At 68.4% G+C, this 25,465-nt stretch carries 28 protein-coding genes and 1 riboswitch; of the genes, 11 read left to right on the plus strand and 17 right to left on the minus strand.

Annotated features, from left to right (window positions below):
- Positions 1-39: 39 nt before the first annotated feature.
- Positions 40-927, minus strand: a complete 888-nt coding sequence (locus AC0IYU_RS24060) for a hypothetical protein (RefSeq protein WP_472121893.1) — start codon at positions 925-927, stop codon at positions 40-42.
- Positions 924-1,496: a Holliday junction branch migration protein RuvA gene (gene ruvA / locus AC0IYU_RS24065; protein WP_472121896.1), complete on the minus strand. Its 573-nt coding sequence runs from the start codon at positions 1,494-1,496 to the stop codon at positions 924-926. Before ruvA ends, AC0IYU_RS24060 begins: the two co-directional genes overlap by 4 nt.
- Before the next feature lie 169 nt (positions 1,497-1,665).
- Here ruvA and AC0IYU_RS24070 point away from each other — a divergent pair, with 169 nt between their 5' ends.
- Together AC0IYU_RS24070 and ybeY are read left to right on the plus strand one after the other, a co-directional pair.
- The gene (locus tag AC0IYU_RS24070) at positions 1,666-2,613 is read left to right on the plus strand and encodes a PhoH family protein (RefSeq protein WP_472121899.1); all 948 of its coding nucleotides are present in this window, start codon (positions 1,666-1,668) and stop codon (positions 2,611-2,613) included.
- Between the two features lies 1 nt (position 2,614).
- A complete protein-coding gene (gene ybeY / locus AC0IYU_RS24075) occupies positions 2,615-3,076 on the plus strand; it encodes an rRNA maturation RNase YbeY (protein WP_472121902.1) in 462 nt (153 codons plus the stop codon).
- A gap of 16 nt (positions 3,077-3,092) precedes the next feature.
- Here the strand turns inward: ybeY and AC0IYU_RS24080 are convergent, their stop codons facing one another.
- Genes AC0IYU_RS24080 through AC0IYU_RS24090 form a run of 3 tightly spaced genes read right to left on the minus strand, consistent with a single transcriptional unit; the run spans position 3,093 to position 6,502 of the window.
- On the minus strand, positions 3,093-4,070 hold the full coding sequence (locus AC0IYU_RS24080; RefSeq protein ID WP_472121905.1) for a Bug family tripartite tricarboxylate transporter substrate binding protein: 978 nt from the start codon (positions 4,068-4,070) through the stop codon (positions 3,093-3,095).
- Positions 4,071-4,115: 45 nt separating this feature from the next.
- Positions 4,116-5,624, minus strand: a complete 1,509-nt coding sequence (locus AC0IYU_RS24085) for an AMP-binding protein (protein ID WP_472121908.1) — start codon at positions 5,622-5,624, stop codon at positions 4,116-4,118.
- On the minus strand, positions 5,621-6,502 hold the full coding sequence (locus AC0IYU_RS24090; protein WP_472122036.1) for an SDR family oxidoreductase: 882 nt from the start codon (positions 6,500-6,502) through the stop codon (positions 5,621-5,623). The genes AC0IYU_RS24085 and AC0IYU_RS24090 overlap by 4 nt, the downstream gene beginning before the upstream one ends.
- Before the next feature lie 133 nt (positions 6,503-6,635).
- Between AC0IYU_RS24090 and AC0IYU_RS24095 the strand changes: the two genes are divergently transcribed.
- Positions 6,636-7,574 carry a LysR family transcriptional regulator gene (locus AC0IYU_RS24095; protein WP_472122039.1) on the plus strand — a complete coding sequence of 313 codons (939 nt, stop codon included), beginning with the start codon at positions 6,636-6,638 and terminating at the stop codon, positions 7,572-7,574.
- On the opposite strand, the gene dtd is transcribed toward AC0IYU_RS24095, so the two are convergent.
- Positions 7,546-7,989, minus strand: a complete 444-nt coding sequence (gene dtd / locus AC0IYU_RS24100; protein WP_472121911.1) for a D-aminoacyl-tRNA deacylase — start codon at positions 7,987-7,989, stop codon at positions 7,546-7,548. The genes AC0IYU_RS24095 and dtd overlap by 29 nt on opposite strands.
- Positions 7,986-8,903, minus strand: coding sequence for a cation diffusion facilitator family transporter (locus AC0IYU_RS24105; RefSeq protein ID WP_472121914.1), 918 nt, complete (start codon positions 8,901-8,903; stop codon positions 7,986-7,988). The genes dtd and AC0IYU_RS24105 overlap by 4 nt, the downstream gene beginning before the upstream one ends.
- Before the next feature lie 157 nt (positions 8,904-9,060).
- On the opposite strand from AC0IYU_RS24105, the gene AC0IYU_RS24110 reads away from it, so the two are divergent.
- Together AC0IYU_RS24110 and AC0IYU_RS24115 are read left to right on the plus strand one after the other, a co-directional pair.
- Positions 9,061-9,588 carry a FecR family protein gene (locus AC0IYU_RS24110; protein ID WP_472121917.1) on the plus strand — a complete coding sequence of 176 codons (528 nt, stop codon included), beginning with the start codon at positions 9,061-9,063 and terminating at the stop codon, positions 9,586-9,588.
- Positions 9,585-10,208: an OmpA family protein gene (locus AC0IYU_RS24115; RefSeq protein WP_472121919.1), complete on the plus strand. Its 624-nt coding sequence runs from the start codon at positions 9,585-9,587 to the stop codon at positions 10,206-10,208. The genes AC0IYU_RS24110 and AC0IYU_RS24115 overlap by 4 nt, the downstream gene beginning before the upstream one ends.
- A 21-nt stretch (positions 10,209-10,229) precedes the next feature.
- On the opposite strand, the gene tyrS is transcribed toward AC0IYU_RS24115, so the two are convergent.
- Positions 10,230-11,462: a tyrosine--tRNA ligase gene (tyrS, locus tag AC0IYU_RS24120; RefSeq protein WP_472121921.1), complete on the minus strand. Its 1,233-nt coding sequence runs from the start codon at positions 11,460-11,462 to the stop codon at positions 10,230-10,232.
- A gap of 159 nt (positions 11,463-11,621) precedes the next feature.
- Here tyrS and AC0IYU_RS24125 point away from each other — a divergent pair, with 159 nt between their 5' ends.
- On the plus strand, positions 11,622-12,968 hold the full coding sequence (locus AC0IYU_RS24125; RefSeq protein ID WP_472121924.1) for a peptidoglycan DD-metalloendopeptidase family protein: 1,347 nt from the start codon (positions 11,622-11,624) through the stop codon (positions 12,966-12,968).
- A 23-nt stretch (positions 12,969-12,991) separates the two neighbouring features.
- On the plus strand, positions 12,992-14,116 hold the full coding sequence (locus AC0IYU_RS24130) for an anhydro-N-acetylmuramic acid kinase (RefSeq protein WP_472121927.1): 1,125 nt from the start codon (positions 12,992-12,994) through the stop codon (positions 14,114-14,116).
- A 7-nt stretch (positions 14,117-14,123) separates the two neighbouring features.
- Here AC0IYU_RS24130 and mdtD read toward each other — a convergent pair whose 3' ends face one another.
- The 4 genes from mdtD to rplM form a co-directional block, all read right to left on the minus strand.
- Positions 14,124-15,578: a multidrug transporter subunit MdtD gene (gene mdtD / locus AC0IYU_RS24135; protein WP_472122042.1), complete on the minus strand. Its 1,455-nt coding sequence runs from the start codon at positions 15,576-15,578 to the stop codon at positions 14,124-14,126.
- A 72-nt stretch (positions 15,579-15,650) separates the two neighbouring features.
- On the minus strand, positions 15,651-16,016 hold the full coding sequence (gene erpA / locus AC0IYU_RS24140) for an iron-sulfur cluster insertion protein ErpA (protein ID WP_007827949.1): 366 nt from the start codon (positions 16,014-16,016) through the stop codon (positions 15,651-15,653).
- A gap of 263 nt (positions 16,017-16,279) precedes the next feature.
- Positions 16,280-16,672: a 30S ribosomal protein S9 gene (gene rpsI, locus AC0IYU_RS24145; protein WP_007827948.1), complete on the minus strand. Its 393-nt coding sequence runs from the start codon at positions 16,670-16,672 to the stop codon at positions 16,280-16,282.
- 12 nt (positions 16,673-16,684) lie between these two features.
- Positions 16,685-17,116 carry a 50S ribosomal protein L13 gene (gene rplM / locus AC0IYU_RS24150; RefSeq protein ID WP_013543664.1) on the minus strand — a complete coding sequence of 144 codons (432 nt, stop codon included), beginning with the start codon at positions 17,114-17,116 and terminating at the stop codon, positions 16,685-16,687.
- 220 nt (positions 17,117-17,336) lie between these two features.
- Between rplM and AC0IYU_RS24155 the strand changes: the two genes are divergently transcribed.
- Positions 17,337-18,290 carry a 23S rRNA (adenine(2030)-N(6))-methyltransferase RlmJ gene (locus tag AC0IYU_RS24155; protein ID WP_472121930.1) on the plus strand — a complete coding sequence of 318 codons (954 nt, stop codon included), beginning with the start codon at positions 17,337-17,339 and terminating at the stop codon, positions 18,288-18,290.
- Positions 18,291-18,320: 30 nt separating this feature from the next.
- Here the strand turns inward: AC0IYU_RS24155 and AC0IYU_RS24160 are convergent, their stop codons facing one another.
- The 4 genes from AC0IYU_RS24160 to ahcY all read right to left on the minus strand — a co-directional run bounded on the left by AC0IYU_RS24160 (position 18,321) and on the right by ahcY (position 22,189).
- Positions 18,321-18,935 (minus strand): septal ring lytic transglycosylase RlpA family protein, encoded by a 615-nt coding sequence (locus tag AC0IYU_RS24160; RefSeq protein WP_472121933.1) that lies wholly within the window; start codon positions 18,933-18,935, stop codon positions 18,321-18,323.
- 89 nt (positions 18,936-19,024) lie between these two features.
- Positions 19,025-19,849, minus strand: coding sequence for a methylenetetrahydrofolate reductase [NAD(P)H] (metF, locus tag AC0IYU_RS24165; protein ID WP_472121936.1), 825 nt, complete (start codon positions 19,847-19,849; stop codon positions 19,025-19,027).
- 10 nt (positions 19,850-19,859) lie between these two features.
- Positions 19,860-20,678 carry a TlyA family RNA methyltransferase gene (locus tag AC0IYU_RS24170; RefSeq protein ID WP_472121939.1) on the minus strand — a complete coding sequence of 273 codons (819 nt, stop codon included), beginning with the start codon at positions 20,676-20,678 and terminating at the stop codon, positions 19,860-19,862.
- Positions 20,679-20,749: 71 nt separating this feature from the next.
- The gene (gene ahcY, locus AC0IYU_RS24175; RefSeq protein WP_472121941.1) at positions 20,750-22,189 is read right to left on the minus strand and encodes an adenosylhomocysteinase; all 1,440 of its coding nucleotides are present in this window, start codon (positions 22,187-22,189) and stop codon (positions 20,750-20,752) included.
- Positions 22,190-22,263: 74 nt separating this feature from the next.
- A riboswitch (S-adenosyl-L-homocysteine riboswitch) is annotated at positions 22,264-22,332 on the minus strand.
- Between the two features lie 118 nt (positions 22,333-22,450).
- Here ahcY and AC0IYU_RS24180 point away from each other — a divergent pair.
- The 3 genes from AC0IYU_RS24180 (at position 22,451) to AC0IYU_RS24190 (ending at position 24,698) form a co-directional block, all read left to right on the plus strand.
- Positions 22,451-23,092 carry a hypothetical protein gene (locus AC0IYU_RS24180; protein WP_472121943.1) on the plus strand — a complete coding sequence of 214 codons (642 nt, stop codon included), beginning with the start codon at positions 22,451-22,453 and terminating at the stop codon, positions 23,090-23,092.
- Between the two features lie 165 nt (positions 23,093-23,257).
- Positions 23,258-23,755: a TIGR01841 family phasin gene (phaP, locus tag AC0IYU_RS24185; protein WP_472121947.1), complete on the plus strand. Its 498-nt coding sequence runs from the start codon at positions 23,258-23,260 to the stop codon at positions 23,753-23,755.
- A gap of 16 nt (positions 23,756-23,771) precedes the next feature.
- Positions 23,772-24,698 (plus strand): alpha/beta fold hydrolase, encoded by a 927-nt coding sequence (locus AC0IYU_RS24190; protein WP_472121950.1) that lies wholly within the window; start codon positions 23,772-23,774, stop codon positions 24,696-24,698.
- Positions 24,699-24,706: 8 nt separating this feature from the next.
- On the opposite strand, the gene AC0IYU_RS24195 is transcribed toward AC0IYU_RS24190, so the two are convergent.
- Complete coding sequence (locus tag AC0IYU_RS24195; RefSeq protein WP_472121953.1) at positions 24,707-25,393, minus strand: GntR family transcriptional regulator; 687 nt, start codon at positions 25,391-25,393, stop codon at positions 24,707-24,709.
- Positions 25,394-25,465 lie beyond the last annotated feature (72 nt).

A 25,465-nucleotide genomic window follows, 5' to 3' on the forward strand; every position in this document is an offset into this window, starting at 1 on the left:
GTGCCCGCAGCAATGCGATGAAACCGATCGAATGGCCGGTCAGTCCTCGTCCATGACCCGCGAACGGCCGAACCAGAAGCCCAGGATCATGCCGACGGTGCCGAAGCCGATGGCACCCCAAAGGCTGAGGAACGTGAAGACGTTGTAACGCCCCGGGTACTGGGCCAGGGCGCGCACCAGCTCAGGCTCGTCCAGCCCGCCCAAGCCCCGTGCAGCGGCGTAGTCGAAACCCGCGTCGCCCAGGAAGTTCAGCGTCATCAGCATCGGCAGCACGGTGAGAAACGGGAACCACGCGCCGCGCACCTTGCGCCAGTTCATCAGATAGGCCGCGGCCAGCAGCACCGCGCCCACGCCGAGCAGGCCCAGCACCACGGGCCGGCGCGTCAGCGGCAGCAGCCAGGGCCAGGCCCATTGCAGCGGAAAGAGCGGCCACTCCGCCTGCGGCGCGATGCCGCCCGGCCGTGCAAAGGCCTGCCAGCCCAGCGCGAGCGTGGCGCGCCCCACCAGCGCGGACGCGCAAGCCACGGCCGCGACGCCCAGGCAGGCGATGCGCAACACGGACGAGCGGGGCTGAGGAAAAACATGCGGCGGCAACGCGGGTGACGGCAAGCCCCCCGGCCGCCAGACCCGCGTCACGACCGTGACCGGCGGCGGTGCCACCGCCAGCTCGCCGCGCACCAGCCAGTCGACGGCGAAGATCGCCAGCGCAAAGGCCATGGCGGCCGTGAGCCATGCGCAGGCGCCGGGCATGTCGATGAGACCGAACGGCGTGAACATCGGCAGGTTGCCGTACACGAGGCCCGCGCACCCGTAGGCCAGGAGAATGGGCACGCAGCCGGCCAGGGCCGCGCGCAGCAGCAGTTCGTCGCTGCGCACCGACTCGTGGCGCAGCGCTTCCACGCGCGACCACGCCCCGCGAAGGTTCACTTCGCCAGCGCCTTCAGCGCCATCTTGATCCCGTCGCTCACGCTCGCGTCCTTCGGCAGCGCCTTCAGCGCCAGGGCGGCTTCCTTGTCGCTGTAGCCCAGCGCGACCAGCGCCTGCAGGATGTCGGCCTGCGCGTCGGAGGCGGCATGCGCGGGCATGCCGATGTCCGCGCCCAGCTTGCCCTTGAGTTCGAGCAGTAAGCGCTCGGCGGTCTTCTTGCCGATGCCCGGAATCTTCACCAGCCGGCCCAGCTCCTGCAGCGTGATGGCCTGCGCCAGCTCACCCACGCTCATGCCCGAGAGCACCCCGAGCGCCATGCGCGGGCCCACGCCGGTGATCTTGATGAGCTGGCGAAAGGCCGCCCGCTCCTCGGCACTGCCGAAGCCGTAGAGAATCTGCGCGTCCTCGCGCACCACGAAGTGGGTGAGCAGCGACACCTTCGCGCCGAGGCTGGGCAGGTTGTAGAACGTGCTCATGGGCACGTCGACCTCGTAGCCGACCCCGTTGCAGTCGACCACCACCTGCGGTGGATTGCGTTCGGCGAGGATGCCGCTCAGTTTGCCTATCATCGGCCCACCCCCGTTGCTTGCTCACTTCGTGTAGCCGCCTCCCCCCTCGAGGGGGCAACACCGGCGGCCCGGCAAAGCCGGTTCCGCGGTGTTTCCCGCGCTGGATTGCGTTTTTTCGAGCACGGCTGGTCTTGCATAGGTCTGCCAAATAGATGGAAATGGATACCGAGTGATTCTGCGACACACCTTTACCCCCCTGAACAACACGCGCCTCGGCCACCTGTGCGGACCGCTGGACGCGCACCTGCGCCGCATCGAGGAAGCCCTGGGCGTGAAGATCGCCCACCGCCACGAGCAGTTCAAGGTCGACGGCCCCAAGGCCACGGCGCGGCGCGCCATGGACGTGCTGCAGGCGCTCTACGAAATAGCCCAGCGCACGATCGACCCGGCCGTGGTGCAGCTCACGCTGGCGGGCGACGGCTCGATGACCGAGGGCGACGACGACGCGGCCATGCTGGTCACCCGCCGCGCCGACCTGCGCGCGCGCACGCCCACGCAGGCGCTCTACCTCGACAACATCGCCAAGCACGACATCACCTTCGGCATCGGTCCGGCCGGCACCGGCAAGACCTACCTGGCGGTGGCCTGCGCGGTCGATGCGCTGGAGCGGGCGTCGGTGCAGCGCATCGTGCTGACGCGCCCGGCGGTGGAAGCGGGCGAACGCCTGGGCTTCCTGCCGGGCGACCTGACGCAGAAGATCGACCCGTACCTGCGCCCGCTGTACGACGCGCTGTACGACCTGATGGGCCACGAGAAGGTGCAGAAGGCCTTCGAGCGCAACGCGCTCGAAATCGCCCCGCTGGCCTTCATGCGCGGGCGCACGCTGAACAACGCCTTCGTGATCCTCGACGAGGCGCAGAACACAACGCCCGAGCAGATGAAGATGTTCCTCACGCGCATCGGCTTCGGCGCGCGCGCGGTGGTGACGGGCGACGTGAGCCAGATCGACCTGCCCAAGCAGCAGCTGAGCGGGCTGATCGACGCGGAGCGCGTGCTCAAGCGGGTGAGCGGCATCGCCATCACCCACTTCACGAGCGCGGACGTGGTGCGGCATCCGCTGGTGGCGAAGATCGTGGACGCCTACGACGGCCAGCGCAAGCGGACGGGGGTCCACTGAGATGGCGGCATCCAGGCTTCCGGCGCTGTCGCTCTCGCTGCAGTTCGGCCGTTTCAAGGGCGTGGAGCGCCACCGCATCGCCCTGCCGCGCCACAGCGTGACGCGCTGGATCCGCCATGCGCTGGACATCGACGGCGAGATCACCGTGCGCATCGTCGATGCCGACGAAGGCCAGCGCCTGAACCGCGAGTTTCGCGGCAAGGACTACGCGACCAACGTGCTGACCTTCGACTACGCGCAAAGCCCGCTGGTGATGGCCGACCTGGTGCTGTGCGCACCGGTGGTGGCGCGCGAGGCGAAGGAAAACCGCAAGACCCTGGCCCACCACTACGCGCACCTGCTGGTGCACGGCACCCTGCATGCGCAGGGCTGGGACCACGAGACCAGCGAGGCCGATGCCGACGAGATGGAAGCCTACGAGATCGAGATCCTCGCGGAAATGGGCATTCGCAGCCCCTACTGAAGGCCCGGCCCCGGCCTCATTCGAGCGTGATGTTGCGTTCGCGAATCACCTTGCCCCAGCTGGTGCGGTCGCGCTCGATGTACTGGTTCAGCTCGGCGTCGGTGCGCGGCGACTGCACCAGCAGCGACTGCGCCTCGACCAGGCTTCGGAACGCGGCGCCCTGCATCACCTTGTGAACGGCCGCCTGCAGCGTGACCGACACCGCGGCCGGCGTGGCCGCCGGCACCGCGACGCCGAACCAGGTGGCGGCATGGAAGCCGGGGAAGCCGGCCTCGGCCACCGTGGGCACATCGGGCAACGACTTCACCCGCTCGCTGCCCGTGACCGCGAGCGCCCGCAGCTTGCCGGCGCGGATGTGCGGCAGCGAGGTGCTGACCACGTCCACCATCAGCTGCGTGTCGTTGCCCAGCAGCGCGGCCAGCGCGGGCGCGCTGCCGTTGTAGGGCACGTGCACCAGGTCGATCTGCAATTCGCTCTTGAGCATTTCGGTGGCCAGCTGCAGCGGATTGCCCAGCCCGACCGAGCCGTAGTTCAGGCGCCCGGCATTGGCCTTGGCATAGGCCTGGAACTCCTTCAGCGTGCGCGGCGTCGCCTTGTCGTTGGTGACCACGACCAGCGGCGCCTCGGCCGCCACGGCCAGCACGCGAAAGTCCTTCTGCGGCACGTAGCTCATCTTCTTGTACAGCTGCGGGTTGAGCACCATGCTCGCGCTGCTGGCCAGCAGCAGCGTGTAGCCGTCGGCGGGCGCGCGCGCCACGGCGCTGGCAGCCACCATGGTGTTGGCGCCGGGCTTGTTGTCGACCACCACCGCCTGGCCGATTTCCTTGGCCAGCTCGGACGCGAGCGCGCGCGCGACAAGGTCGGCCGAGCCGCCCGGCGTGTAGGGCACGACGAGCTTCACGGCATGGTCGGGGTAGTCGGCGCGGGCCGAGCCGGCCAGCCCCGCGAGCAAGGACAGCGAGAGCGCGATGCCGCGCAGGAGGGTTTTCTTCATGTCTCTTCCAGTCTTTTTTCTTGAGGGGGATGCGAAAGGGGTCTGCTAGACGCGGCGGGCCTGGCCCTGCCAGTGCTTGTCGCGCAACCGGCGCTTGGCGATCTTTCCGTTGTCGTCGCGCGGCAGCGCAGCCATTTCGATGCTGCGCGGCACCTTGAACGACGACAGAGTGGCCTGCAGCCATTCGCGCAAGTCGGCGGCGTCCAGCACGACGCCGGGCACGGGCTCGACCACGGCGTGCAGGCGCTCGCCGTACTCGGCGTCGGGCACGCCGAACACTGCGCAGTCGGCCACGCCGGGAAAGGCCAGCAGGCGGTGCTCGATCTCGGCGGGGTAGATGTTCGCGCCACCTGAAATCACCATGTCCGACGCGCGATCGCAGACATAGAGGTAGCCGTCGGCGTCGAGGTAGCCCATGTCGCCCAGGCTGATGAAGCCGTCGCGCTCGATGGCCCGGCGCGCGGCGTCGTCGTGGCGGTAGCTGAAGTCGGGGTAAGCCGGCTGGCGCACGTAGATGAGGCCGACCTCGCCCGTGGGCAGCGCCGCGCCGTGTTCGTCGAGGATGCGCACCTGCGCGTCGAGCACCGGGCGGCCGGCGCTGCCGGGGCGCGCCAGGGCTTCGGCCGCGCCGATGGAAGTGACCATGCCGGCCTCGCTCGAGGCGTAGGTCTCGTGGATCACCGGACCGAACCATTCGATCATGGCGCGCTTCACGTCGGGCGCGCAGGGCGCGCCGGTGGAGGCCACGAAGCGCAGCGACGTCAGGTCGTAGCGCGCGCGCACCGCCGGCGGCAGTCGCAGCAGCCGCACGTACATGATGGGCACGAGGTAGACGGTGTCGATGCGGTGCTGCGCAATGGCGGCGAGCAGCGCCTCGGCGTCGAAGCGCGCCATGAGCACCACGCGCTCGGCCAGCAACAGCGCGTTCTGCAGGAACAGGCTGGGGGCGCTGTGGTACAGCGGCGCGGGCAGCAACGCACGGCAGCCCGCGCGCAGCCCGAAGGTCAGTTCGACCACTTCGCGCAGGCGGGCCTGGCGGGTCTCCAGCTCGGCCACGGGGATCGGATGGCGCACCACGCCCTTGGGCCGCCCCGTGGTGCCCGATGTGTAGGCCATGTGGCCGCGCGGCGACACGCGCGGGCCGTCGTACGGCGCCTGCGCGGCCAGCCAGCTTTCGTAGGGCCGGGCGCCGGGCGTGCGCGCCTCGCCGACGGCCAGCAGCGCCACGCCGTCGGGCACGGCGCGCGCCACCGCGTCGAGCAGGTCGCCGTGGACCAGCAGGGCGCGCGCGCCGCTGTCGTGCAACAGCACGCCGACCTCGTCGGGCGTGAAGTGCCAGTTGATCGGGCAGAAGTAGATGCCGGCCTGGCGGCAGGCGTGCACCACGTCGACCTGCACTTCGTCGTTGCGCAGCAGCACGGCCAGCACGTCGCCTTCGCGCAGGCCCAGCCGCAGCAGGCCGCCGGCCAGGCGCGCGCCGCGCGCCAGTTGCGCGTCGGCGTCGAGCACGCGGCCTTCGAAGTGGAACTCGGGCTTCACGGGGGTGGTCGTCATGCGGCGCCGCGCTGCGCCTTGTCGGACGCGTTCAGGGCCTGGATCTTTTCGCGCGCGGCCTGCCAGTCGGCGTCACTCCATTCCTGGTACTGGGTGAAGTACGCGCCGTTGGCGAGCGCGTCGCCGCCGTCGAGCGTGAGGGTCTGGCCGTTGATCCAGCTGTTCTGCGGCGCCAGCAGGAATGCCGCGAGGCGCCCGATGTCGCCGCCTTCGCCCAGGCGGCGCGTGGGGTTCTGCCTGGCCATGGCGTTCTCCTGGCTGTCGACCGGGCGCAGGCGGCCCGAGGCGCCGGCGGTCGGGATCACGCCGGGCGCGATGGCGTTGAGGCGGATGCCCTTGGGGCCCCACTCCACCGCCAGCGACTTGGTCATGACGTCGATGCCGGCCTTCGACATGGCCGAGGGCACGACGAAGGGCGCGCCGGTGGCGACCCAGGTGACGACGATCGACAGCACGCTGCCGCCCCGGCCGGCCGCGATCCAGCGCTTGCCCGCGGCCTGCGTGGCGTAGAAGGTGCCCCGAAAGACGATGTCGGAGATGGCGTGGAAGCCGTTGGGCGACAGGTCTTCGGTGCGGCTGATGAAGTTGCCGGCGGCGTTGTTGACCAGGCTGTCGAGCGGGCCGTGGCGCGTCCAGATGGTTTCCATCATGTCGTCGACCGCCTGCGGGGAACGGATGTCGAGCACGTGGGTGCCGACGGTGACGCCGAAGCGGGTGCGCAGCTGCTGCGCGGCTTCTTCGAGCACCGAGGCGCGGCGACCGCACAGGTGCAGCTCGGCACCCAGCGCGGCCAGTTGCTCGGCCATCGCGAAGCCCAGGCCGGTGCCGCCGCCGGTCACGAGCACGCGTTGGCCGGCGAACAGGCCGTCCTTGAATATGTTGTCTGTCGCCATGGCTGTCTTGTCTCCTGGGAATCGGGTGGCTTCGATCTTTATCGTTCACCTCGCTCCCTACAATTCCCATTCACCGACTCACTCTGTATCCGCAGAGTCGACAATCGCTCCGATGAGCCTGGACCTGAACCTGATCCGCACGCTGGTGGACATCGTGGACGCCGGCAACCTGAGCGAGGCCGCCCGCCGGCGCGACGTCACGCGCTCGCAGATCAGCAAGGAGCTCAAGAGCCTGGAGCGGCAGGTCGGCGCCACGCTGCTGCGCCGCACGACCCGCCGGCTGGCGCCCACCGAGCAGGGGCGCACGCTGTACGAGCACGGGCTGCGCATGCTGGCCGAGGTCGAATCGGCGCGCGCGGCCATCGACAGCCTGGGCCGCACGGTACGCGGGCACGTACGCATCAGCATCCCGACCGGGCTGGGCGAGTTCTTCGTGGGACCGCGCCTGCTGGAGTTCCAGCGCGCGCACCCGGAGGTGTCGCTGCGGGTGCTGTTCTCGAACAGGGTGTTCGACCTGATCGGCAGCGAGATCGACGTGGCGCTGCGCATCACCTCCGAGCCGCCGCTGGACCAGGTGGCGCGGCGCATCTGCGCGATCCGCTGGGGGCTCTATGCCGCGCCCTCGTACTTGGCGGCGCAGGCGGCGATTGCCGAGCCGGAAGACCTGGCCGCGTGCGTCGTGCTGTACGTGCCGGGGCCGGAGCGGCATTTCATGATGCCGATGCACCGCGGCACGCAGCGCCGCGAGCTGCGGCTGAAGCTGAACCTGCAGACCGAGCACTTCCCCTATCTGCGCAGCGCGGTGCTGGCGGGCACGGGCATCGGCCTGCTGCCCTGCTACGCGATGACCGACGACCTGCAGGCAGGCCGCGCGGTGCAGGTGCTGCCGCAATGGGAGCCCGAGGGCCTGGGCAATGCGCTGTACATCCTGACCATGCCCGACCGGCATCCGTCGCACGCGGCGGTGGCGGTGATGGACTACCTGCGCGAGGTGCTGGCGTCGATGGACGACACCGGCGCGCCGGCGGCTACGCCGTCATCTGCAGCGGGATGGTGACGGGGCCGTCGTTGAGCAGGTGCACCTGCATGTCGGCGCCGAACTCGCCGGTGGCCACCACTGGGTGCGCGGCGCGCGCCTGCGCCACGAAGTGGTCGTAGAGCCTGCGGCCTTCGTCGGGCGGCGCGGCCTGGGTGAAGCTGGGGCGGTTGCCGCCGCTCACGTCGGCCGCCAGCGTGAACTGGCTCACCACCAGCAGGCCGCCGCCGATGTCCTGCACGCTGCGGTTCATCTTGCCGGCGTCGTCGGAAAAGATGCGCAGCTTGAGGATCTTGGCGAGCATGCGGTCGGCCAGCGCGTCGGTGTCGCCGCGCTCGGCGCACAGCAGCACGAGCAGGCCCGCGTCGATGGCGCCGACGGTGCGCCCGGCAATGTCGACGCGTGCGTTCGACACGCGTTGCAGAACAGCTTTCATGAGGCGTGATGTTCCCCGGCCTGGGTGGCGCGGGCTTCCATGGTGAGGGGCAGCAGCTGGATGGTGACGCGCAGGCCCGGCACGGCGTCCATCAGGGCCTGTTCGAGTTGGTCGCGCATGTGGGCGGCATGCAGCAGGGTCCAGTCGCCGGGCACGTGCATGTGCAGGTCGGCAAAGCGGCGCTGGCCCGCGCTGCGGGTCACCATGTCGTCGAAGCGCAGTTGCGGGCCCTCGGGCACACGGGCGACGAAGGTGGCCAGCGTGGCGCGCACGGTGGCGAGGGTCTCGGGGTCGAGGGCTTCGTCCATCAGGCCCTGCGAAGAGCGCCAGACCAGCTTGACGCCCTCGCGCACGATGTTCAGCGCCACGCCGATGGCCAGCAGCGGGTCGAGCCAGAGCCAGCCGCTGAGCTGCACGCCGACGATGCCGACCACCACCGCGGCGGAGGTCCAGACGTCGGTCATGAGGTGGCGCCCGTCGGCCTCCAGCGCGATCGAGCGGTGCACGCGTGCCGCGCGGAACAGCACGTAGGCCAGCCCCGCGTTGAAGCCCGAGCTGACCACCGACAGCGCCAGGCCCCAGCCCACCTGCTCGAGCGGCTGCGGGGCCATCAGGCGCTGCACCGAGACCCAGAGGATTGCGATGGCAGCGCCCACGATCAGGATGCCTTCGAAGCCCGAGGAGAAGTACTCGGCCTTGTGGTGGCCGTAGGGATGGTCGTCGTCGGCGGGGCGCTCCGCGATGGTCACCATGGCCAGCGCGAACATGGCGCTGGCCAGGTTGACGAAGGACTCCATCGCGTCGGAGATGAGGCCCATCGAATGGGTGAGGTAGCCTGCGTAGCCCTTGAGCAGAATGGTGAGCAGCGCGACGGCCACGGATACACGAAGCAGCGCCTTGGGTGAGAACGTCATGCGAAATCCATCGGGAAATTGGGCAATACGCCACGCGAAAAGCGGTAAAAGGCCGCAAGAGCCGGCTGAATTATTGGCGCCGTGTCCATATGTAACGCCTTCGCCCTAATATTTCTGACTCTTGCGACACATTCTTTCGCAAAGGAACCAGCTTCAGATGATGAAAAACTTCCTGCCCGCCTTGTGCGGCCTCGCCATTGTCGGCTCGGCCGCGCTGGCCCAAGCCCAGACACCGACGCCAGCCGCGCCGGCAGCGGTTGCACCTGCGCCCGCCCCCGTGGCGGCCGCTGCGAAGGCAGACCTCCAGGCGGGCTTCGTGAAGTCCGTGCGCGGCAACGTGCAACTGCTCAGCGGTTCGGGCGCCACGCGCGCCGCCAGTCCGGGCGACCCCGTCGGCGCGGTCGACCGCATCGTGACCGGCCCCGATTCCTCGGCGTCGGTGGTGCTGCGCGACGACACCACGCTGGTGGTCGGCCCGTCGTCGCGGCTGGACCTGAAGGAGTTCCACTTCGACGCCACGACGCACGAAGGCGGCATGCTGCTGTCGTTGCTGCGCGGCTCGATGCGCATGATCACGGGCCTGATCGGCAAGACCAACCCCGACGCGGTGCGGGTCGAGACGCAGACGGCCACCATCGGCATTCGCGGCACCGACTTCATCGTGCAGGCGGACGGCCAGCCATGAAGACGATATCCCTGAAATTTCGCCGCGCATCCCTGCTCGGGACCGCGCTGATGGCCCTGCTGCTGGCCGCCTGCTCCACGCCCGGCACGCGGGTGGTGCTGTTGCCCCAGGCCGACGGCAAGCCCTCCGCCGTGGTGGTGCGCGCCAAGGACGGGGAGGAAACGCTCTCCACCGCCTACCAGCGCGCCACCGCTGCCGTGGGTGCACGTGGCGCCCCGGTCGTGGACCAGGTCGATCCAGCCAAGCTCCAGGCCGACAACAAGCCGCTGTTCGACATGCGCCCGCCCCTTCCGCAGCGCTACACCGTCTACTTCGAGCTCGGGGGCACCACGCTGACGGCCGCCTCGCAGCAGGTCATGACCGAGGCGATGGCCGCGGCGCTGGCGCGCAGCGGCAGCGACATCGTGGTCACGGGCCACACCGACACCAAAGGCAACGGCGAACAGAACGACCTGCTCTCTCGCCGCCGGGCACAGGAAGTGGCCCAGCTCTTCATCGAACGCCAGTTCCCGGCCAACCGCATCGAGGCCGTGGGGCGCGGTGAACGCGAACTGGCCGTGCCGACCGCCGACGAGGTGGACGAGCCGCGCAACCGGCGCGTCACCATCGAGGTGCGTTGACCGGTTGTTCGACCGCTGGGGTCAGCTCAGCGTCACGCGCGCGAACTTGCGCTTGCCGACCTGCACCACGTAGCTGCCGGCCGGCAGCTTCAGCGCCTTGTCGCTGACCACCACCGAATCGACCCGGACGCCACCGCCTTCGATCAGGCGGTTGCCTTCACCCGCCGAAGACGCCAGGTTGGCCTGCTTCAGCAGCTGGGCAATGCCCAGCGGTGCGCCCGACAGCGACACTTCGGCAATCTCGTCCGGAACGCCGCCCTTGCTTCGGTTGATGAAGTCCTGCTCGGCCGTCTCGGCCGCCGCCGCGCTGTGGAAGCGCGCGGTAATTTCCTTGGCCAGCGCCACCTTGGCGTCCTTCGGGTTGCGCCCGGCCGCGATCTCGGCCTTCAGCGCCGCGATCTGCTCCAGCGACTGGAAGCTCAGCAGCGTGTACCAGCGCCACATCAGGTCGTCGGAAATCGACAGCACCTTGGCGAACATGGTGTTGGCGTCTTCGCTGATGCCGATGTAGTTGTTCTTGCTCTTGGACATCTTCTCGACGCCGTCGAGCCCTTCCAGCAGCGGCATGGTGAGGATGCACTGCGGCTCCTGGCCGTATTCCTGCTGGAGATGGCGCCCGACCAGCAGGTTGAACTTCTGGTCCGTGCCGCCCAGTTCGAGGTCGCTCTTGAGCGCCACCGAGTCGTAGCCCTGCATCAGCGGGTAGAGGAATTCGTGCACCGAGATCGACTGGCCGGCCTTGAAGCGCTTGTTGAAGTCGTCGCGCTCCATCATGCGGGCCACCGTGTACTTGGCGGCCAGCTGGATCATGCCGCGCGCGCCCAGCGGGTCGCTCCACTCGGAGTTGTAGCGGATCTCGGTCTTCTCGGGGTCCAGCACCAGGCTGGCCTGCTTGTAGTACGTCTGGGCGTTGGCCTCGATCTGCTCGCGGGTGAGCGGTGGGCGCGTGTTGTTGCGCCCGGAGGGGTCGCCGATGGTGCTGGTGAAGTCGCCGATCAGGAAGATCACCCGGTGGCCCAGGTCTTGCAGCTGCCGCATCTTGTTGAGCACCACCGTGTGGCCGATGTGGATGTCCGGCGCCGTCGGGTCCAGCCCCAGCTTGATGCGCAGGGGGGTTCCGGTGGCTTCCGAGCGCTGCAGCTTGCGCACCCACTCGTCCTGCGGCAGGAGCTCGTCAGCGCCCCGGAGGGATATTTCGAGCGCGCGTCCTACACTATTTGAGAGGGTATTGGATGTAACAGATTCGGCGTTCATGGGCTTTTTTAGCTGACTTTGGGGGTGCCGAAGCTATACTCAGCCCGACTTTTCAAGCGCCGAATTCTAAGCGGCGCTTCTTCCGCACCGTCTGCTGCCGCCCTGAACGTACTGGGCCTTGCTGCACGGTTTTGCAGAACCTGAGCTGGAATTCAAAGTTTGATCAACGGCATTCTTGCCGCCGAGGAGCTCCTTGCTTCTCGCGTGGCCTATACCTTCCGGACGTACCCCAAGCAGATCACCGCGGTCATCGCGGCCGCCCTGCTGAGCGCCGGTACTCTTGCGGTGGCATCGCTCGGCCCGGACGCGTCCGACCTCCCGGTGAAGCAGATCCTCGAAGCGACGGCACCCGTGTCTTTCGCCGACCAGGGCGCGTCGCTGGAAAACTTCAGCTTCACGCTGTTCCGCACCGACGTCACCCGTTCGAGCGACACGGCCGAGGCCCTGCTGAAGCGCCTGGGCATCGCCGACCCCGCCGCCACCGCCTTCGTGCGCGGCAGCGCCGACGCGCGCAACGCCCTGTTCTCGCGGGCCGGCCGCACCGTCACGGCCGAGGCCACGCAGGAAAACCAGCTCAAGAAGCTCAGCGCCCGCTGGATTCCAGACGGCGACGGCGGCTTCAAGCGCTTCGTCATCGAGCGCACGCCCACCGGCTTCGCCGGCGTGACCGAGCGCGACGCGCTCACCCCCGGCACGCGCCTGGCCAGCGGCACCATCCGCACCTCGCTGTTCGCCGCCACCGACGATTCGCGCATTCCCGATGCGGTGGCGAGCCAGCTGGCCGACATCTTCGCGGGCGACGTCGACGTGCGCGCCCTGCGCAAGGGCGACCGCTTTGCCGTGGTCTACGAGACCTTCGAAGCCGACGGGCAGGCACTGCGCAGCGGCCGCGTGCTCTCTGCCGAGTTCGAGAACAACGGCAGGATCCACCAGGCCGTCTGGTTCCAGCCCCCGGGCGCGAACCAGAAGGGCAGCTACTACCGCCCGAACGGCGACAGCCTGCGCAAGGCCTACCTGGCGACGCCGGTCGAGTTCTCGCGCGTGTCCAGCGGTTTCGCGATGCGCATGCACCCGATCCTGAACAGCTGGCGCCAGCACAACGGCATCGACTACGCGGCGCCCACGGGCACCTCGGTGCGTTCGGTCGGCGACGGCACGGTCGACTTTGCGGGCACGCAGAACGGCTACGGCAACATCATCATCATCAACCACCGCAACAACCAGCAGACGGCGTATGCGCACCTGAGCCGCATCGACGTCAAGACCGGCCAGAGCATCAGCCAGGGCCAGGCCATCGGCGCGGTGGGTTCCACGGGCTGGGCCACCGGCCCGCACCTGCACTTCGAATTCCGCGTGGGCGGCGTCTACCAGGACCCGGCTTCCATCGCGCAGGAAGGCGGCGCGCCGATCACCGCGGCGTTGCGTCCGGCCTTCGAGCGCATCGCCGTGGGTGCGCGCACCGAGCTGGCGGCGGCCTTCTCCGTCATTCAGGCCAGCGCCGACTGAGTTTTTTCAGCACCGATCCACGGATGGCCGCCGAACTTTTCATCGGCCTGATGTCGGGCACCTCGCTCGACGGCGTGGACGGCGTGCTCGCCGAGTTCTCCGGCGGCCGCATCGCGGTACAGGCCTACGCCACGGCCGGGTTTCCCGTCGCACTGCGCGCGGAACTGATGGCGCTGAACACGCCCGGCGACAACGAACTGCACCGCGCGGCCCTGGCCGGCAACGGGCTGGCCAGGGCCTATGCCGGCGTGGTCCAGCAGCTGCTGGCGGACAGCGGCATCGCCGCCGGGGCGATCACCGCCATCGGCGCGCACGGCCAGACCGTGCGCCACCGGCCGCTCGAGTTCGACGAGGTGGGCTACACGGTTCAGCTGAACAACCCCTCCCTGCTGGCCGAACTGACGGGCATCGACGTGGTCGGCGACTTCCGCACCCGCGACCTCGCCGCCGGCGGCCAGGGCGCGCCGCTGGTGCCGGCATTTCACCGCGCCCTGTTCGCCCGCCCGGACGAGAGCGTCGCGGTGCTGAACATCGGCGGCATCTCCAACCTGAGCCTGCTGCCGGCCGCCAACGCACCCGAGGGCGCCCTCGTGCGCGGCTTCGACTGCGGCCCGGGCAATGCGCTGATGGACCACTGGTGCCAGACCTACCAGGGCCAGCCTTTCGACCGCGGCGGCCAGTGGGCGGCCAGCGGACAGGTGCTGCCCGAGCTGCTCGCGCTGCTGCAGGCCGACGCGTACTTCGCCAAGGCACCGCCCAAGAGCACCGGGCGCGACCTGTTCAACCCGACCTGGCTGGCCGCACAGCTCGGCACCACGGCGATGGCCCCTGCCGATGTGCAGGCGACGCTGGCCGAATTGACTGCTCACGCTTGTGCAGCGGACCTGTTGCGCTACGGAAAAGAGAGCAGGCTGCTGATCGTCTGCGGCGGCGGAGCACTGAACGACCACCTGCTTGGGCGCCTGCGCGCGATGCTGCCCGACGTGGACGTGGTGGCGTCGACCGAGCACGGCCTGCCGCCCCAGCAGGTCGAGGCCGCAGCCTTTGCCTGGCTGGCGCGCGCCGCAATACGGCGCGAGCCGGGCAACCTCGCCAGCGTGACGGGCGCGCGCGGCGCGCGGGTGCTGGGCGCGATCTACCCCGCCTGAATCCGCGTCAGCCCTGGCCGGACACCTCCGGCTGTGCCGGGTGCGCCGCCCGCGATTCCGACGGCAGGTGCCAGAAGATCAACGCCGAGGCCACCGTGATCAGCCCCATGCTCGCGAAGGTTGCCTGGAAGGCGTCCAGCGTGTGCGCCGCAGAGTCGGAGCCGAAGATGCCGTTGTAGCCCGCCAGGGTCGCACCCGCGGCGGCCACGCCCAGGCTCATGGCCAGCATCTGCACCATCGACAGCAGGCTGTTGCCGCTGCTGGCCATGCTGCCGTCCAGGTCCTTCAGCGTGATGGTGTTCATGGCGGTGAACTGCAGCGAATTGACCGCGCCGAACGCCAGCAGCTGCAGCACGTGCAGCGCCATCGGCTGGCCCGGCGCCGTCAGGCCGAAGCTGGCCATGGTGCAGCCCACGAGGATGGTGTTGACCACCAGCACGCGGCGATAGCCGTGGCGCGTGATCAGCGGCGTGGCGAAGCGCTTCATGGCCATGCCAGCCAGCGCGATCGGCAGCATCATCAGCCCGGCGCGCACCGGCGAGTAGCCCATCGACACCTGCAGCAGCAGCGGCACCAGGAACGGCATGCAGCTGCTGCCCAGGCGCGAAAACAGGTTGCCGATGAGCCCGATGCTGAGCGTCTGCACATGGAACAGCGACGGTGCGAACAGCGGCTCGGGCGTGCGCGAGGCGCGCAGCCAATAGCCCGCGATGCTGGCGAAGCCGAAGATCAGCACCACCATCACGCCGCCCTGGCGCAGGCCCAGCTCGGAGACGCCGTCCAGCGCCAGCGAGATCGCCACCATGCCGAAGGCCAGCATGGCGTAGCCGACGCTGTCGAAGCGCTTCTGCACCGCGCCGCGCAGGTCGGGCATGTACTTGAGCGTGGCGAGGCAGCCCAGCAGCCCCACGGGCACGTTGATCAGGAAGATCCAGTGCCAGGAGGCGTACTGCACCAGCCAGCCGCCCAGCGTGGGGCCCAGCAAGGGACCTATGAGGCCCGGGATGGCCACGAAACTCATGGCCTGGAGGAACTCTCCGCGCGGCACCGTGCGCAGCAGCGCCAGGCGCCCCACGGGCAGCAGCAGCGCGCCGCCCAGGCCCTGCACCACGCGCGCCGCCACCAGTTGGCCCAGGCCGTGCGACAACGCGCACAGCACCGAACCGGCGGCGAACAGCACGATGGCGCAGAAGAAGATGCGCCGCGTGCCGAAGCGGTCGGCGATCCAGCCCGAGGCGGGAATCAGCATCGCCATCGTGAGCGCATAGGCCACCACCACCGACTGCATGCGCAGCGGGCTCTCGCCCAGGCTCGCGGCCATGGCCGGCAGCGCCGTGTTGATGATGGTCGCGTCCAGCGTCTGCATGAAGAAGCCGACGGCGACGAGCCACAGCAGGCTCTTGCGCACGGGATCTACAGGCGCGGGGGCGGTTTCAGCCTCGGAGGTCATGGGCAAGCGCAGAAAAAGAAGCGGGAACGAAAAAGCCGCCCGGAGGCGGCTTTCTGGGGAGGCTGGGTCAGCAGCATCCGGGCATCAGGCCGAGAAGCTCGATCCGCAGCCGCAGGTGCTGGTGGCGTTCGGGTTCTTGATGACGAACTGGGCGCCTTGCAGGTCTTCCTTGTAGTCGATCTCGGCACCCACCAGGTACTGGTAGCTCATGGCGTCGATCAGCAGGGACACGCCGTTCTTGGTCATGGTGGTGTCGTCTTCGTTCGTGATTTCATCGAACGTGAAACCGTACTGGAAGCCGGAGCAGCCGCCACCCTGGACGAACACGCGCAGCTTGAGGTCGGGGTTGCCTTCTTCGGCGATCAGGTCGGCCACCTTGGCTGCCGCACTGTCGGTGAAGACGATGGGCTCTGGCATCTGGGTCTGGATGTTTTCGGCTACGGCGCTCATGGGGTGATAACTCCTTGGGGCCGAACAAGCGGCCAATGGAACCAATGCTACTGCAATGCCGCAATTTCGGCAGGCGGGGTGTGGCGTGCACCCCAATGCAAGTGGGGTCGGATGCGTCGCGGGCAACGAAAAAGCCGCCCGAAGGCGGCCCTTGCATGGGAAAAGCCGCCGGAGGACGGCCCTCGCATTGAAAAAGCCGCCCGAGGACGGCCCTCGCATTGAAAAAGCCGCCCGAGGGCGGCTTTGTGTTCGCAGTGAACAGATCAGCGCTTGCTGAACTGCTTGCGACGACGGGCGGAGTGCAGACCGACCTTCTTACGTTCGACTTCACGCGCATCGCGCGTCACGAAGCCGGCTTGGCTCAGCACGGGCTTGAGCGTTGCGTCGTAGTCGATCAGCGCACGGGTGATGCCGTGGCGCGTGGCGCCGGCTTGACCCGATTCGCCGCCGCCGTTCACGTTGACCATCACGTCGAAAGCTTCGAGGTTGTTGGTCAGCGCGAGGGGCTGCTTGGCGATCATGATCGAGGTTTCACGGCCGAAGAACTCTTGGATGTCCTTGCCGTTGACCGTGATCTTGCCGGTGCCTTTTTTCAGAAACACACGGGCGACGCTGGATTTGCGACGGCCGGTGCCATTGTTCCATTCACCAATCATTCTCAAGGCTCCTTACAGTTCCAGCACTTTGGGCTGTTGGGCGGTATGCGGGTGCTCTGCGCCACCGTAGACCTTGAGTTTCTTGATCATCGCGTAGCCAAGCGGACCCTTGGGCAGCATGCCCTTGACGGCCTTTTCCAGGGCACGGCCCGGGAACTTGGATTGCATGTCGCGGAAGTTGGTGGCACTGATGCCGCCCGGGTAGCCCGAGTGACGGTAGTACACCTTGTCGATCGACTTGGCGCCGGTGACGCGCAGTTGCGCGGCATTGATGATGACGATGAAGTCACCGGTATCGACGTGAGGCGTGTAAATGGCCTTGTGTTTGCCGCGCAAACGGAGAGCAACTTCGCTGGCTACTCGTCCGAGGACCTTGTCGGTCGCGTCAATCACAAACCACTCGTGCGTCACGTCAGCGGGCTTGGCGCTGAACGTTTTGGTCATGAGTTTTTCTCTTGAAAAGAGGGTTTGGCGAGCCCTTTTCCACGGTCGGCGTTCCTCTGATGGGAATCTCTTAGGTGGGTGAACCCCGCACCGCAAAACGGTTCGGGAGACTTCGCCGCGGGGCTACAAAAACGCTGCGAAGCCCTCGATTATATAAAGAACGGCCTTGCGCTGGCAAATTTGCATATGCGCGCCCCAACACCGTTACCATTCCCACCCTATGTTCAGTTACCGCCACGCCTTCCATGCCGGCAACCACGCCGACGTGCTCAAGCACACGGTGTTGATTGCCACGCTCGATCACCTGCTTGAAAAAGAGGCAGCCCTGACGGTCGTCGACACCCACGCCGGCGCCGGCCTGTACCGCCTCGACGGCGACTATGCGGGCACCAGCGGCGAGGCTGCCGAAGGCATCCTGCGCCTTCTTTCAGGCAAGAAAGAGCCCACAACGCACGCGCCCGCTGCGAAGTCCGCTACCAAAAAGGTAGCGCCCGAGGCGCAAGCCCCGCTGGCCGACGCCATCGCCCGCTACCTGAGCGTGATCAGCGACTTCAACCCCAACGGCGGCGCACGCGTCTACCCCGGCTCGCCGTTCATCGTGCAGCACCTGCTGCGCGACCACGACAAGCTCAAGCTGTTCGAGCTGCACCCGACCGATTCGCGCACGCTGGACGCCAACATCGCCCAGCTCGAGGCCGGCCGGCAGATCGCCGTGATGAACGAGGACGGGTTCGGCAGCGCCACCAAATTCCTGCCGCCGCCCTCGCGCCGCGCGCTGGTGCTGATGGACCCGAGCTACGAGATGAAGACCGACTACGGCCGCGTGCTCGACTTCGCCGCCGAGGCGCTCAAGCGCTTCGCCACGGGCACCTACGCGGTCTGGTACCCGATCATTCCGCGCCCCGAGGCGCACGACCTGCCGCGCCGCCTGAAGACGATGACGACCAAGGCCGGCAAGTCGTGGCTGCACGCCACGCTGACGGTCAAGTCGAGCAAGATCACCAAGGACGCCGCCTCCGGCGAAACGCAGCGACCGGGCCTGCCGGCCAGCGGCATGTTCCTGATCAATCCGCCCTACACGCTCAAGCCGCTGCTCGCAGCGGCGCTGCCCCAGCTGGCGGAGCGCCTGGGACAGGACCGCAACGCCACCTTCTCGCTCGAGTCGGGCGGCTGAGCCCGAACCCCGCAGACTTCGTTCACTGAGTTATCTGCGCTGACGCGCCGGAACGAGCGCCTTGCGCCGCGCCGGCACCTGCACCCTGGCACGCTGCTGCGGCTCGGCCGCCGACGCCACCGGCGCCTGCGCATCCCCCGCCTCCACCGGCAAGCCACCGCAACGCATGCCGTCGTGGTCCACCACGGTCAGTGCCACCTGCTTGATGCCCAGGCCGGTCAGGCCGATGCGGTCGGCCGCGGCGCGGCTCAGGTCGATCACACGGCCCATCGCATAGGGGCCGCGGTCGTTGATGCGCACCAGCACCTCGCTGCCGTTGACGAGGCTGCGCACGCACACGCGCGTATTGAAAGGCAGGGTCTTGTGCGCCGCCGTCATGGCGGTCATGTCGAAGCGCTCGCCGCTGGCGGTCTTGCGCTGATGGAACTGGATGCCGTACCACGAGGCGCCGCCGCGCTCGAAGATGTCGCGCGGTCCGGCGTCGCCGGGCACGCCGTCGTCCGGCGTCAATTCGTCAGCGCCAGAGACGGCGAGGTCGTAGCGCACCGACGGCACGTTGGAGCGTGGCGCGGCACCGGGCGGCACCGCCAGCGCGCGCGGCAGCGGTTGCAGCTTGCCGCCCTCGGCGTCCGTGGCCGGCGGCATGGCGCAGCCGGCGAGCGCACAGCTCGCCGCCACGAAGACGAGGCGAAGCGCCCCGCGCAACGAGGCGGCCGCGCCTGCCGCGCCCCCTCTCAATCGAGGCGCTCCAGCACAGCCAGCGTCGCCGCCGACTGGTTCATCGTGTAGAAATGCAGCGCCGGCGCACCGCCGTCGCGCAGGCGCGTGCACAGGTCGGTCACCACGTCGAGGCCGAAGGCCTTGATCGACGCGGTGTCGTCGCCGTAGGCCTGCAGCCGCAGGCGCACCCAGCGCGGGATCTCGGCGCCGCAGGCGTCCGAGAAGCGCATGAGCTGCGTCGAACTCGTGATCGGCATGATGCCCGGCACGATCGGCGTGTCGATGCCCAGCTTGCGGGCGTCGTCGACGAAGCGAAAGTACGCCTCGGGCGTGAAGAAGTACTGCGTGATCGCCGAATCGGCGCCGGCCTTCACCTTGGCGGCAAAGGCCTGCAGATCGGCTTCGGGCGAGCGGGCCTGCGGATGGATCTCGGGGTAGCAGGCCACCTCGATGTGGAAATCGCGGCCGGTTTCCTCGCGGATGAAGGCCACGAGGTCGCTCGCGTACTGGAATTCGCCGCCAATGCCATAGCCGCTGGGCAGGTCGCCGCGCAGCGCCACCAGGCGCTTCACGCCCATGGCCTTGAGCTCGCCGAGCTGCTCGCGCACCGTGGCGCGCGTGGCGCCGATGCACGAGAAGTGGCTCGCGGCGTCCACGCCTTCGGACAGGATCTCCTGCACCGCACCGAAGGTGCCGTGGTGCGTGGAGCCGCCCGCGCCGTAGGTGACCGAGCAGAACTGCGGCTTGCGCACATACAGCTGCTGGCGCGCGGCGCGCAGCTTGACCGCGCCTTCGGGCGTCTTGGTCGGGAAGAATTCGAAACTCAGCGGAAGGCGCACCTGCGTCTCCTTAGGAACCGTCGCTCGCCTTGGCAGCGCGCACGGCATGAATGAAAAACTCGCGGTTGCCGTCGCCCCCGGCGATCGGGCTGTCGAACCAGCGCAGCACACGCAGATCGAGTGCCTCGCAGGCGTCGTGCAGGCGTTTCTCGACCACCGGATACATCGATTCGTCGCGCACGATGCCGCCCTTGCCGACCTGGCCGGGCTGCAGTTCGAACTGCGGCTTGACCAGCATCAGCAACTGGCCGTCGTCGGCCAGGAACTCGACCACGGCAGGCAGCACCAGCGTGAGCGAAATGAACGACAGGTCGCCGACGATCAGGTCAAAACGCGGATCGGCGGGCTGCTCGGACGCCTCGGGCTCTGCGTCCTCGTCACCGTCTTCATGCAGGTCGTCCGCCGACAGCGCACGCGCATTGACACCCTCGATGGCCACCACGCGCGCGTCCTCGCGCAACTTCGCATGCAGCTGCCCGTGGCCGACGTCGACGCCGACCACCTTCGCAGCGCCGCGCTGCAGCAGGCAATCGGTGAAGCCGCCGGTCGACTGGCCCACGTCGAGGCACAGCTTGCCGGCCGGGTCGACGCCGCTCACCGCGAGCGCGCCTTCGAGCTTGAGCCCGCCGCGCGACACATACCGGGCCTCGGCCGCATCGGCGAGCTCGAGCTCGGCCGATTCGGGCACTTCGTCCTTGTTCTTGACGACCGGGCGCCACGCGTCGCTCGTGCCCGCGTCGCGCCAGCGCATGCCGCCGGCAATGAGCCGCACGGCCTGCGAACGCGACGCGGCCATGCCGCGCTCCACCAACAGTTGATCAGCGCGCATGAGCGAAGCGCCGGGCCGCCCCAAGCAAGCTCGCACCGCAGTGCGAAGCACGGAGGTTTTTCATTGCGCTATCAATAACGGTACGTGTCGGGCTTGTACGGGCCGTTCTTGCTCACGCCGATGTAGGCGGCCTGCGAGTCGGTCAGCTCGGTCAGCATGGCGCCGACCTTCTTCAGGTGCAGGCGCGCCACCTTTTCGTCGAGGTGCTTGGGCAGCACGTAGACCTTGCCGGCTTCATAGGCGTCGGGCTTGGTGAACAGCTCGATCTGGGCGATGGTCTGGTTGGCGAACGACGACGACATCACGAAGCTCGGGTGGCCCGTGCCGCAGCCCAGGTTCACCAGGCGGCCCTTGGCCAGCAGGATGATCTTCTTGCCGTCCGGGAAGGTGATGTGGTCGACCTGCGGCTTGATTTCTTCCCACTCGTACTTCTCGATCGACGCGACGTCGATCTCGTTGTCGAAGTGGCCGATGTTGCAGACGATGGCCTGGTCCTTCATGGCGGCCATGGTGTCGTGCGTGATGACGTCCTTGTTGCCGGTGGTGGTCACGAAGATGTCGGCCTTGTCGGCGGCGTACTCCATGGTCACGACCTTGTAGCCTTCCATGGCGGCCTGCAGGGCGTTGATCGGGTCGATCTCGGTCACCCACACCTGGGCGCTCAGTGCGCGCAGTGCCTGGGCCGAGCCCTTGCCCACGTCGCCGTAGCCGGCCACGCAGGCCACCTTGCCGGCGATCATCACGTCGGTCGCGCGCTTGATGCCGTCCACCAGCGATTCGCGGCAGCCGTACAGGTTGTCGAACTTGCTCTTGGTGACCGAGTCGTTCACGTTGATGGCGCGGAACTGCAGCGTGCCCTTGGCGGACATCTCGTTCAGGCGGTGCACGCCGGTGGTCGTTTCCTCGGTCACGCCGATGATCTCGGCGGCCTTGCGGGTGTACCAGGTGCCGTCCACGGCCAGCTTGGCCTTGATGGCGGCGTAGAGGATGCGTTCTTCTTCGCTGGTCGGGTTGGCGAGCACGCCCAGGTCCTTCTCGGCGCGCTGGCCCAGGTGCATCAGCAGCGTGGCGTCGCCGCCGTCGTCCAGGATCATGTTCGGGCCTTCGCCCTTCGAACCCTTGGGGCCGAAGTCGAAGATGGCGTGGGTGTAGTCCCAGTAGTCCTTGAGCGACTCGCCCTTGATGGCGAACACCGGCGTGCCGGCGGCGGCGATGGCGGCGGCGGCGTGGTCCTGCGTCGAGAAGATGTTGCACGAGGCCCAGCGCACTTCGGCGCCCAGGGCTTGCAGCGTCTCGATCAGCACGGCCGTCTGGATGGTCATGTGGATCGAACCCGTGATGCGCGCGCCCTTGAGCGGCTGCGCCTTGGAGAACTCTTCACGGATGGCCATCAGGCCGGGCATTTCGGTTTCCGCGATGCGGATTTCCTTGCGGCCCCAGGCGGCGAGGGACAGGTCGGCAATCGCCTGGTCGGCGGTGGACACGGGGGTGGGCTTGAGAACAGCGCTCATGAGAACTCCAAAACTGGTTTGAAAGATGCCACTGCGTTCGGGGGTCTGACGGAAAAAGGACTCACCGCGAGAACAGCGGATGAGCGTGGTTGCGATGTGGTCCGAGCCTCACGCCTGACGGCGCTGCAACGCTCCTCGGAACGGCGGATTGTAGACGCGGCGCCCGGGCCCGCCAATCGCTCGGGTATCCCACATCACGGAAAGCGCGTTCTGCCGCACAGGCGTACATTGGTTCGCACCCAACCACGGAAGCCCCCGCCCATGTCGCTCACGCACTCCAGAATCCCCTCGGCCCTGCTTGCCGCAGCCGCACTCGTCGCCACGGCCAGCGTCCCGGTCCTTGCCGCCGCGCAGAACGCCGACCCGGTGCGCATCCGCGGCACCATCGTGCGCGTAGACGCCAAGACCCTCGTCGTTCAGGACCGCGGCGGCGAGGTCGTCAGCCTCGCACGCCCGGCCGACATGCCGGTGTCGGAGGTCTACCGCATCAAGCTGTCCGACATCAAGCGCGGCAGCTTCATCGGCACCGCCGCCATGCCGCAGCCCGACGGCACCCAGAAGGCGATCGAAGTGGTGGTGTTCCCCGAGGCCGCGCGCGGCACGGGTGAAGGCCACAGGCCTTGGGACCTGATGCCCGACAGCACGATGACCAACGCCACCGTCGCCGACCTGGCCGCGGCGCCGAAGTCGGTGCGCGGCGGGCAGCAGATGCGCCTGACCTACAAGGGCGGCGAGAAGACCGTCATCGTGCCGCCCGACGCTCCGGTGGTCACCTTCCGCCCCGGCACCGACGCACTGCTCGTGCCCGGCGCCAAGGTGATGGTGAATGCGCAGGAAAAGAACGGCACGCCCACGGCGCTGCGCGTCACGGCCGGGCGCGACGGCTTCGCGCCACCGATGTAAACGGCACGCGGGGCGGTCGCCCCGCATCCGAGGGAAACCCCGCAGGATTTTTTGTCCGGGCGACAGGCGCGGGCGGCCCTGTGCGGCGTATCGTGGCGTGGGACTCCGGCCGCAAGGCAGGTTCCAGCCACCCATCCGTTCACCCGACACAGGAGATTGCGCACCATGGCCACTGCCAAGAAAGCCGCCGCCAAGAAGACCCCCTCTAGCAGCGAGAGCACCGCCGGCGCGAAGCAGGCGATGCCGAACGCCGCGGACATGCTCAATCCGCTGAAGGGCATGGCCGACCGGCTGCAGAACCTCAACCTGACCGGCGGCGCCGGCAAGCTGCTGGACAGCGGCCGCAAGGACCTGCAGGCGGTCATGGAAGCCAACGAAAAGTCCTACCAGGGCCTGCAGACCGTGGTGCAGCGGCAGACCGAGATGATCAAGCACGCCATCACCGAATGGCAGAGCGCCGCCAAGGGCATGCCGGGCAAGGACCCGAAGGAAAACCTCGCCAAGCTCGACGAACTCGGCCGCCAGTCGTTCCAGCGCGCCATCGACGACATCAAGGAACTCGCCAACCTCGCGGCCAAGTCGCAGGCCGATGCGTTCGACGTGGTGCGCCAGCGCATCCAGTCCAACGTGGACGAAGTGACCAAGCTGCTGCAGCGCAAGTAAGCCGGAACCCGCCGCCATGCCCCCAGCAGCAGCCCCGCCACCGGTCGAGCGGCGCACGCGCGTCAACGGCATCGAACTCGCCTGGGACAGCTTCGGCGACCCGGCCGCCACGCCGCTGCTGCTGGTCATGGGCCTCGGCGCCCAGATGGTCGCCTGGGACGACGCGTTTTGCGCGCGGCTCGCCGAAGCCGGCCGCCATCGCGTGATCCGCTTCGACAACCGCGACATCGGCCACTCGAGCTACCTGACCGAGCTCGGCGTGCCCGACATCCAGCTGCTGATGCACCAGGCCATGGCCGGCCGGCCGCTGCAGGTGCCCTACACCCTGCGCGACATGGCCGGCGACTGCGTCGGGCTGCTCGACGCGCTGGGCATCGCGCGCGCCCACGTCGTGGGCGCCTCCATGGGCGGCGCCATCGGGCAGGAGCTGTGCATTCACCATGCGCACCGGATGCTGTCGTTCACCAGCATCATGTCGAGCACCGGCAACCCGGCCCTGCCGCCGCCCACGCCCGAGGCGATGGCGGTGCTGTTCGCGCCTTCGCCGACCACCTTCGAGGCCTACCTGCCGCACTACGCCAACGTGTGGCGCGTGCTGCGCGGTACAGCGGACTTTCCGCTCGACGAGGCGCGCGACACCGAGCGGGCCCAGCTCGTGTTCCTGCGCGGACTCAACCCGCCCGGCGTGGCGCGCCAGTTCGCAGCCATCCTGGCCTCGGGCAACCGCAAGCCCGCGCTGCACGACGTGCAGGTGCCCACGCTGGTGATCCACGGCGAGGCCGATCCATTGGTGCCGGTGGCCTGCGGCGTCGACGTGGCCGATGCGATTCCCGGCGCCAAGCTGCTGCGCATCGCGGGCATGGGCCATGCGCTGCCGATTCCGATGTGGCCGCAGATCGTCGACGCCATTGCCGCGCACACGGCGCGGCACCTGGACGCCTGAGGCACCCGTCACTCGGTCAGGGCGCGCCTCACGTCTTCCTGCAGGCTTCGCAGGTGCTCGCGCATGGCGGTGCGGGCGCGCTCGGCGTCCCGTGCGCGCAACGCGCGAACGATCTCGCCGTGCTCGTCGTGGTTCTCCGGCTGCCTGTGCAACGGGCTGTGCAGGCGGAACAGCCGCGCATTGACACGCAACTCTTCCACCAGCCGCGGAAACACCACGTTGCCGCTGGCCGTGGCGATCAGCAGGTGGAAACGGTCGTCGAAGTGCCAGTGCTCGGTCTCGGTGTGCTCGCCGGCATCGAGCGCCTGGATGTCGGTTTCGAGCGTGTCGATTTCGGCGTCGGTGATTTTTCCGACGGCCAGCGCGATGCCCTCGCATTCGATCACCTCGCGCGCACGCATGCAGTCGAAGTACTCCTTGGTTCCGAGCGCGCGCACGGCGTAGGAACGCGCGTCGCGCCGCACCAGCAGGCCCTCGCCCGCCAGCCGCACCAGCGCCTCGCGCATCGGCGTGCGCGAGATGCGCAGGTCTTCCGCCAGCCGCGCCTCCTGCAGCGGACTGCCGGCCGAGATCTGGCGGTCGAGGATCAGCGTGCGCAGCCGCTCGTAGGCCTGCTCGGCCAGGCTGGCGGAGCGCACCTCCAGGGGAGCGATCGTGATGGTGGCGGGCTGCGTGGGGCTGGGAAGGCTGGGCATGCGAAAAAGGGGGAAGGCCGCAAGGAAGGCTGCGAGAAAAGCCAAGGGGCCACAGGGGCGGCAGAGCTTATC

This window comes from Variovorax sp. AC103, assembly GCF_979254005.1.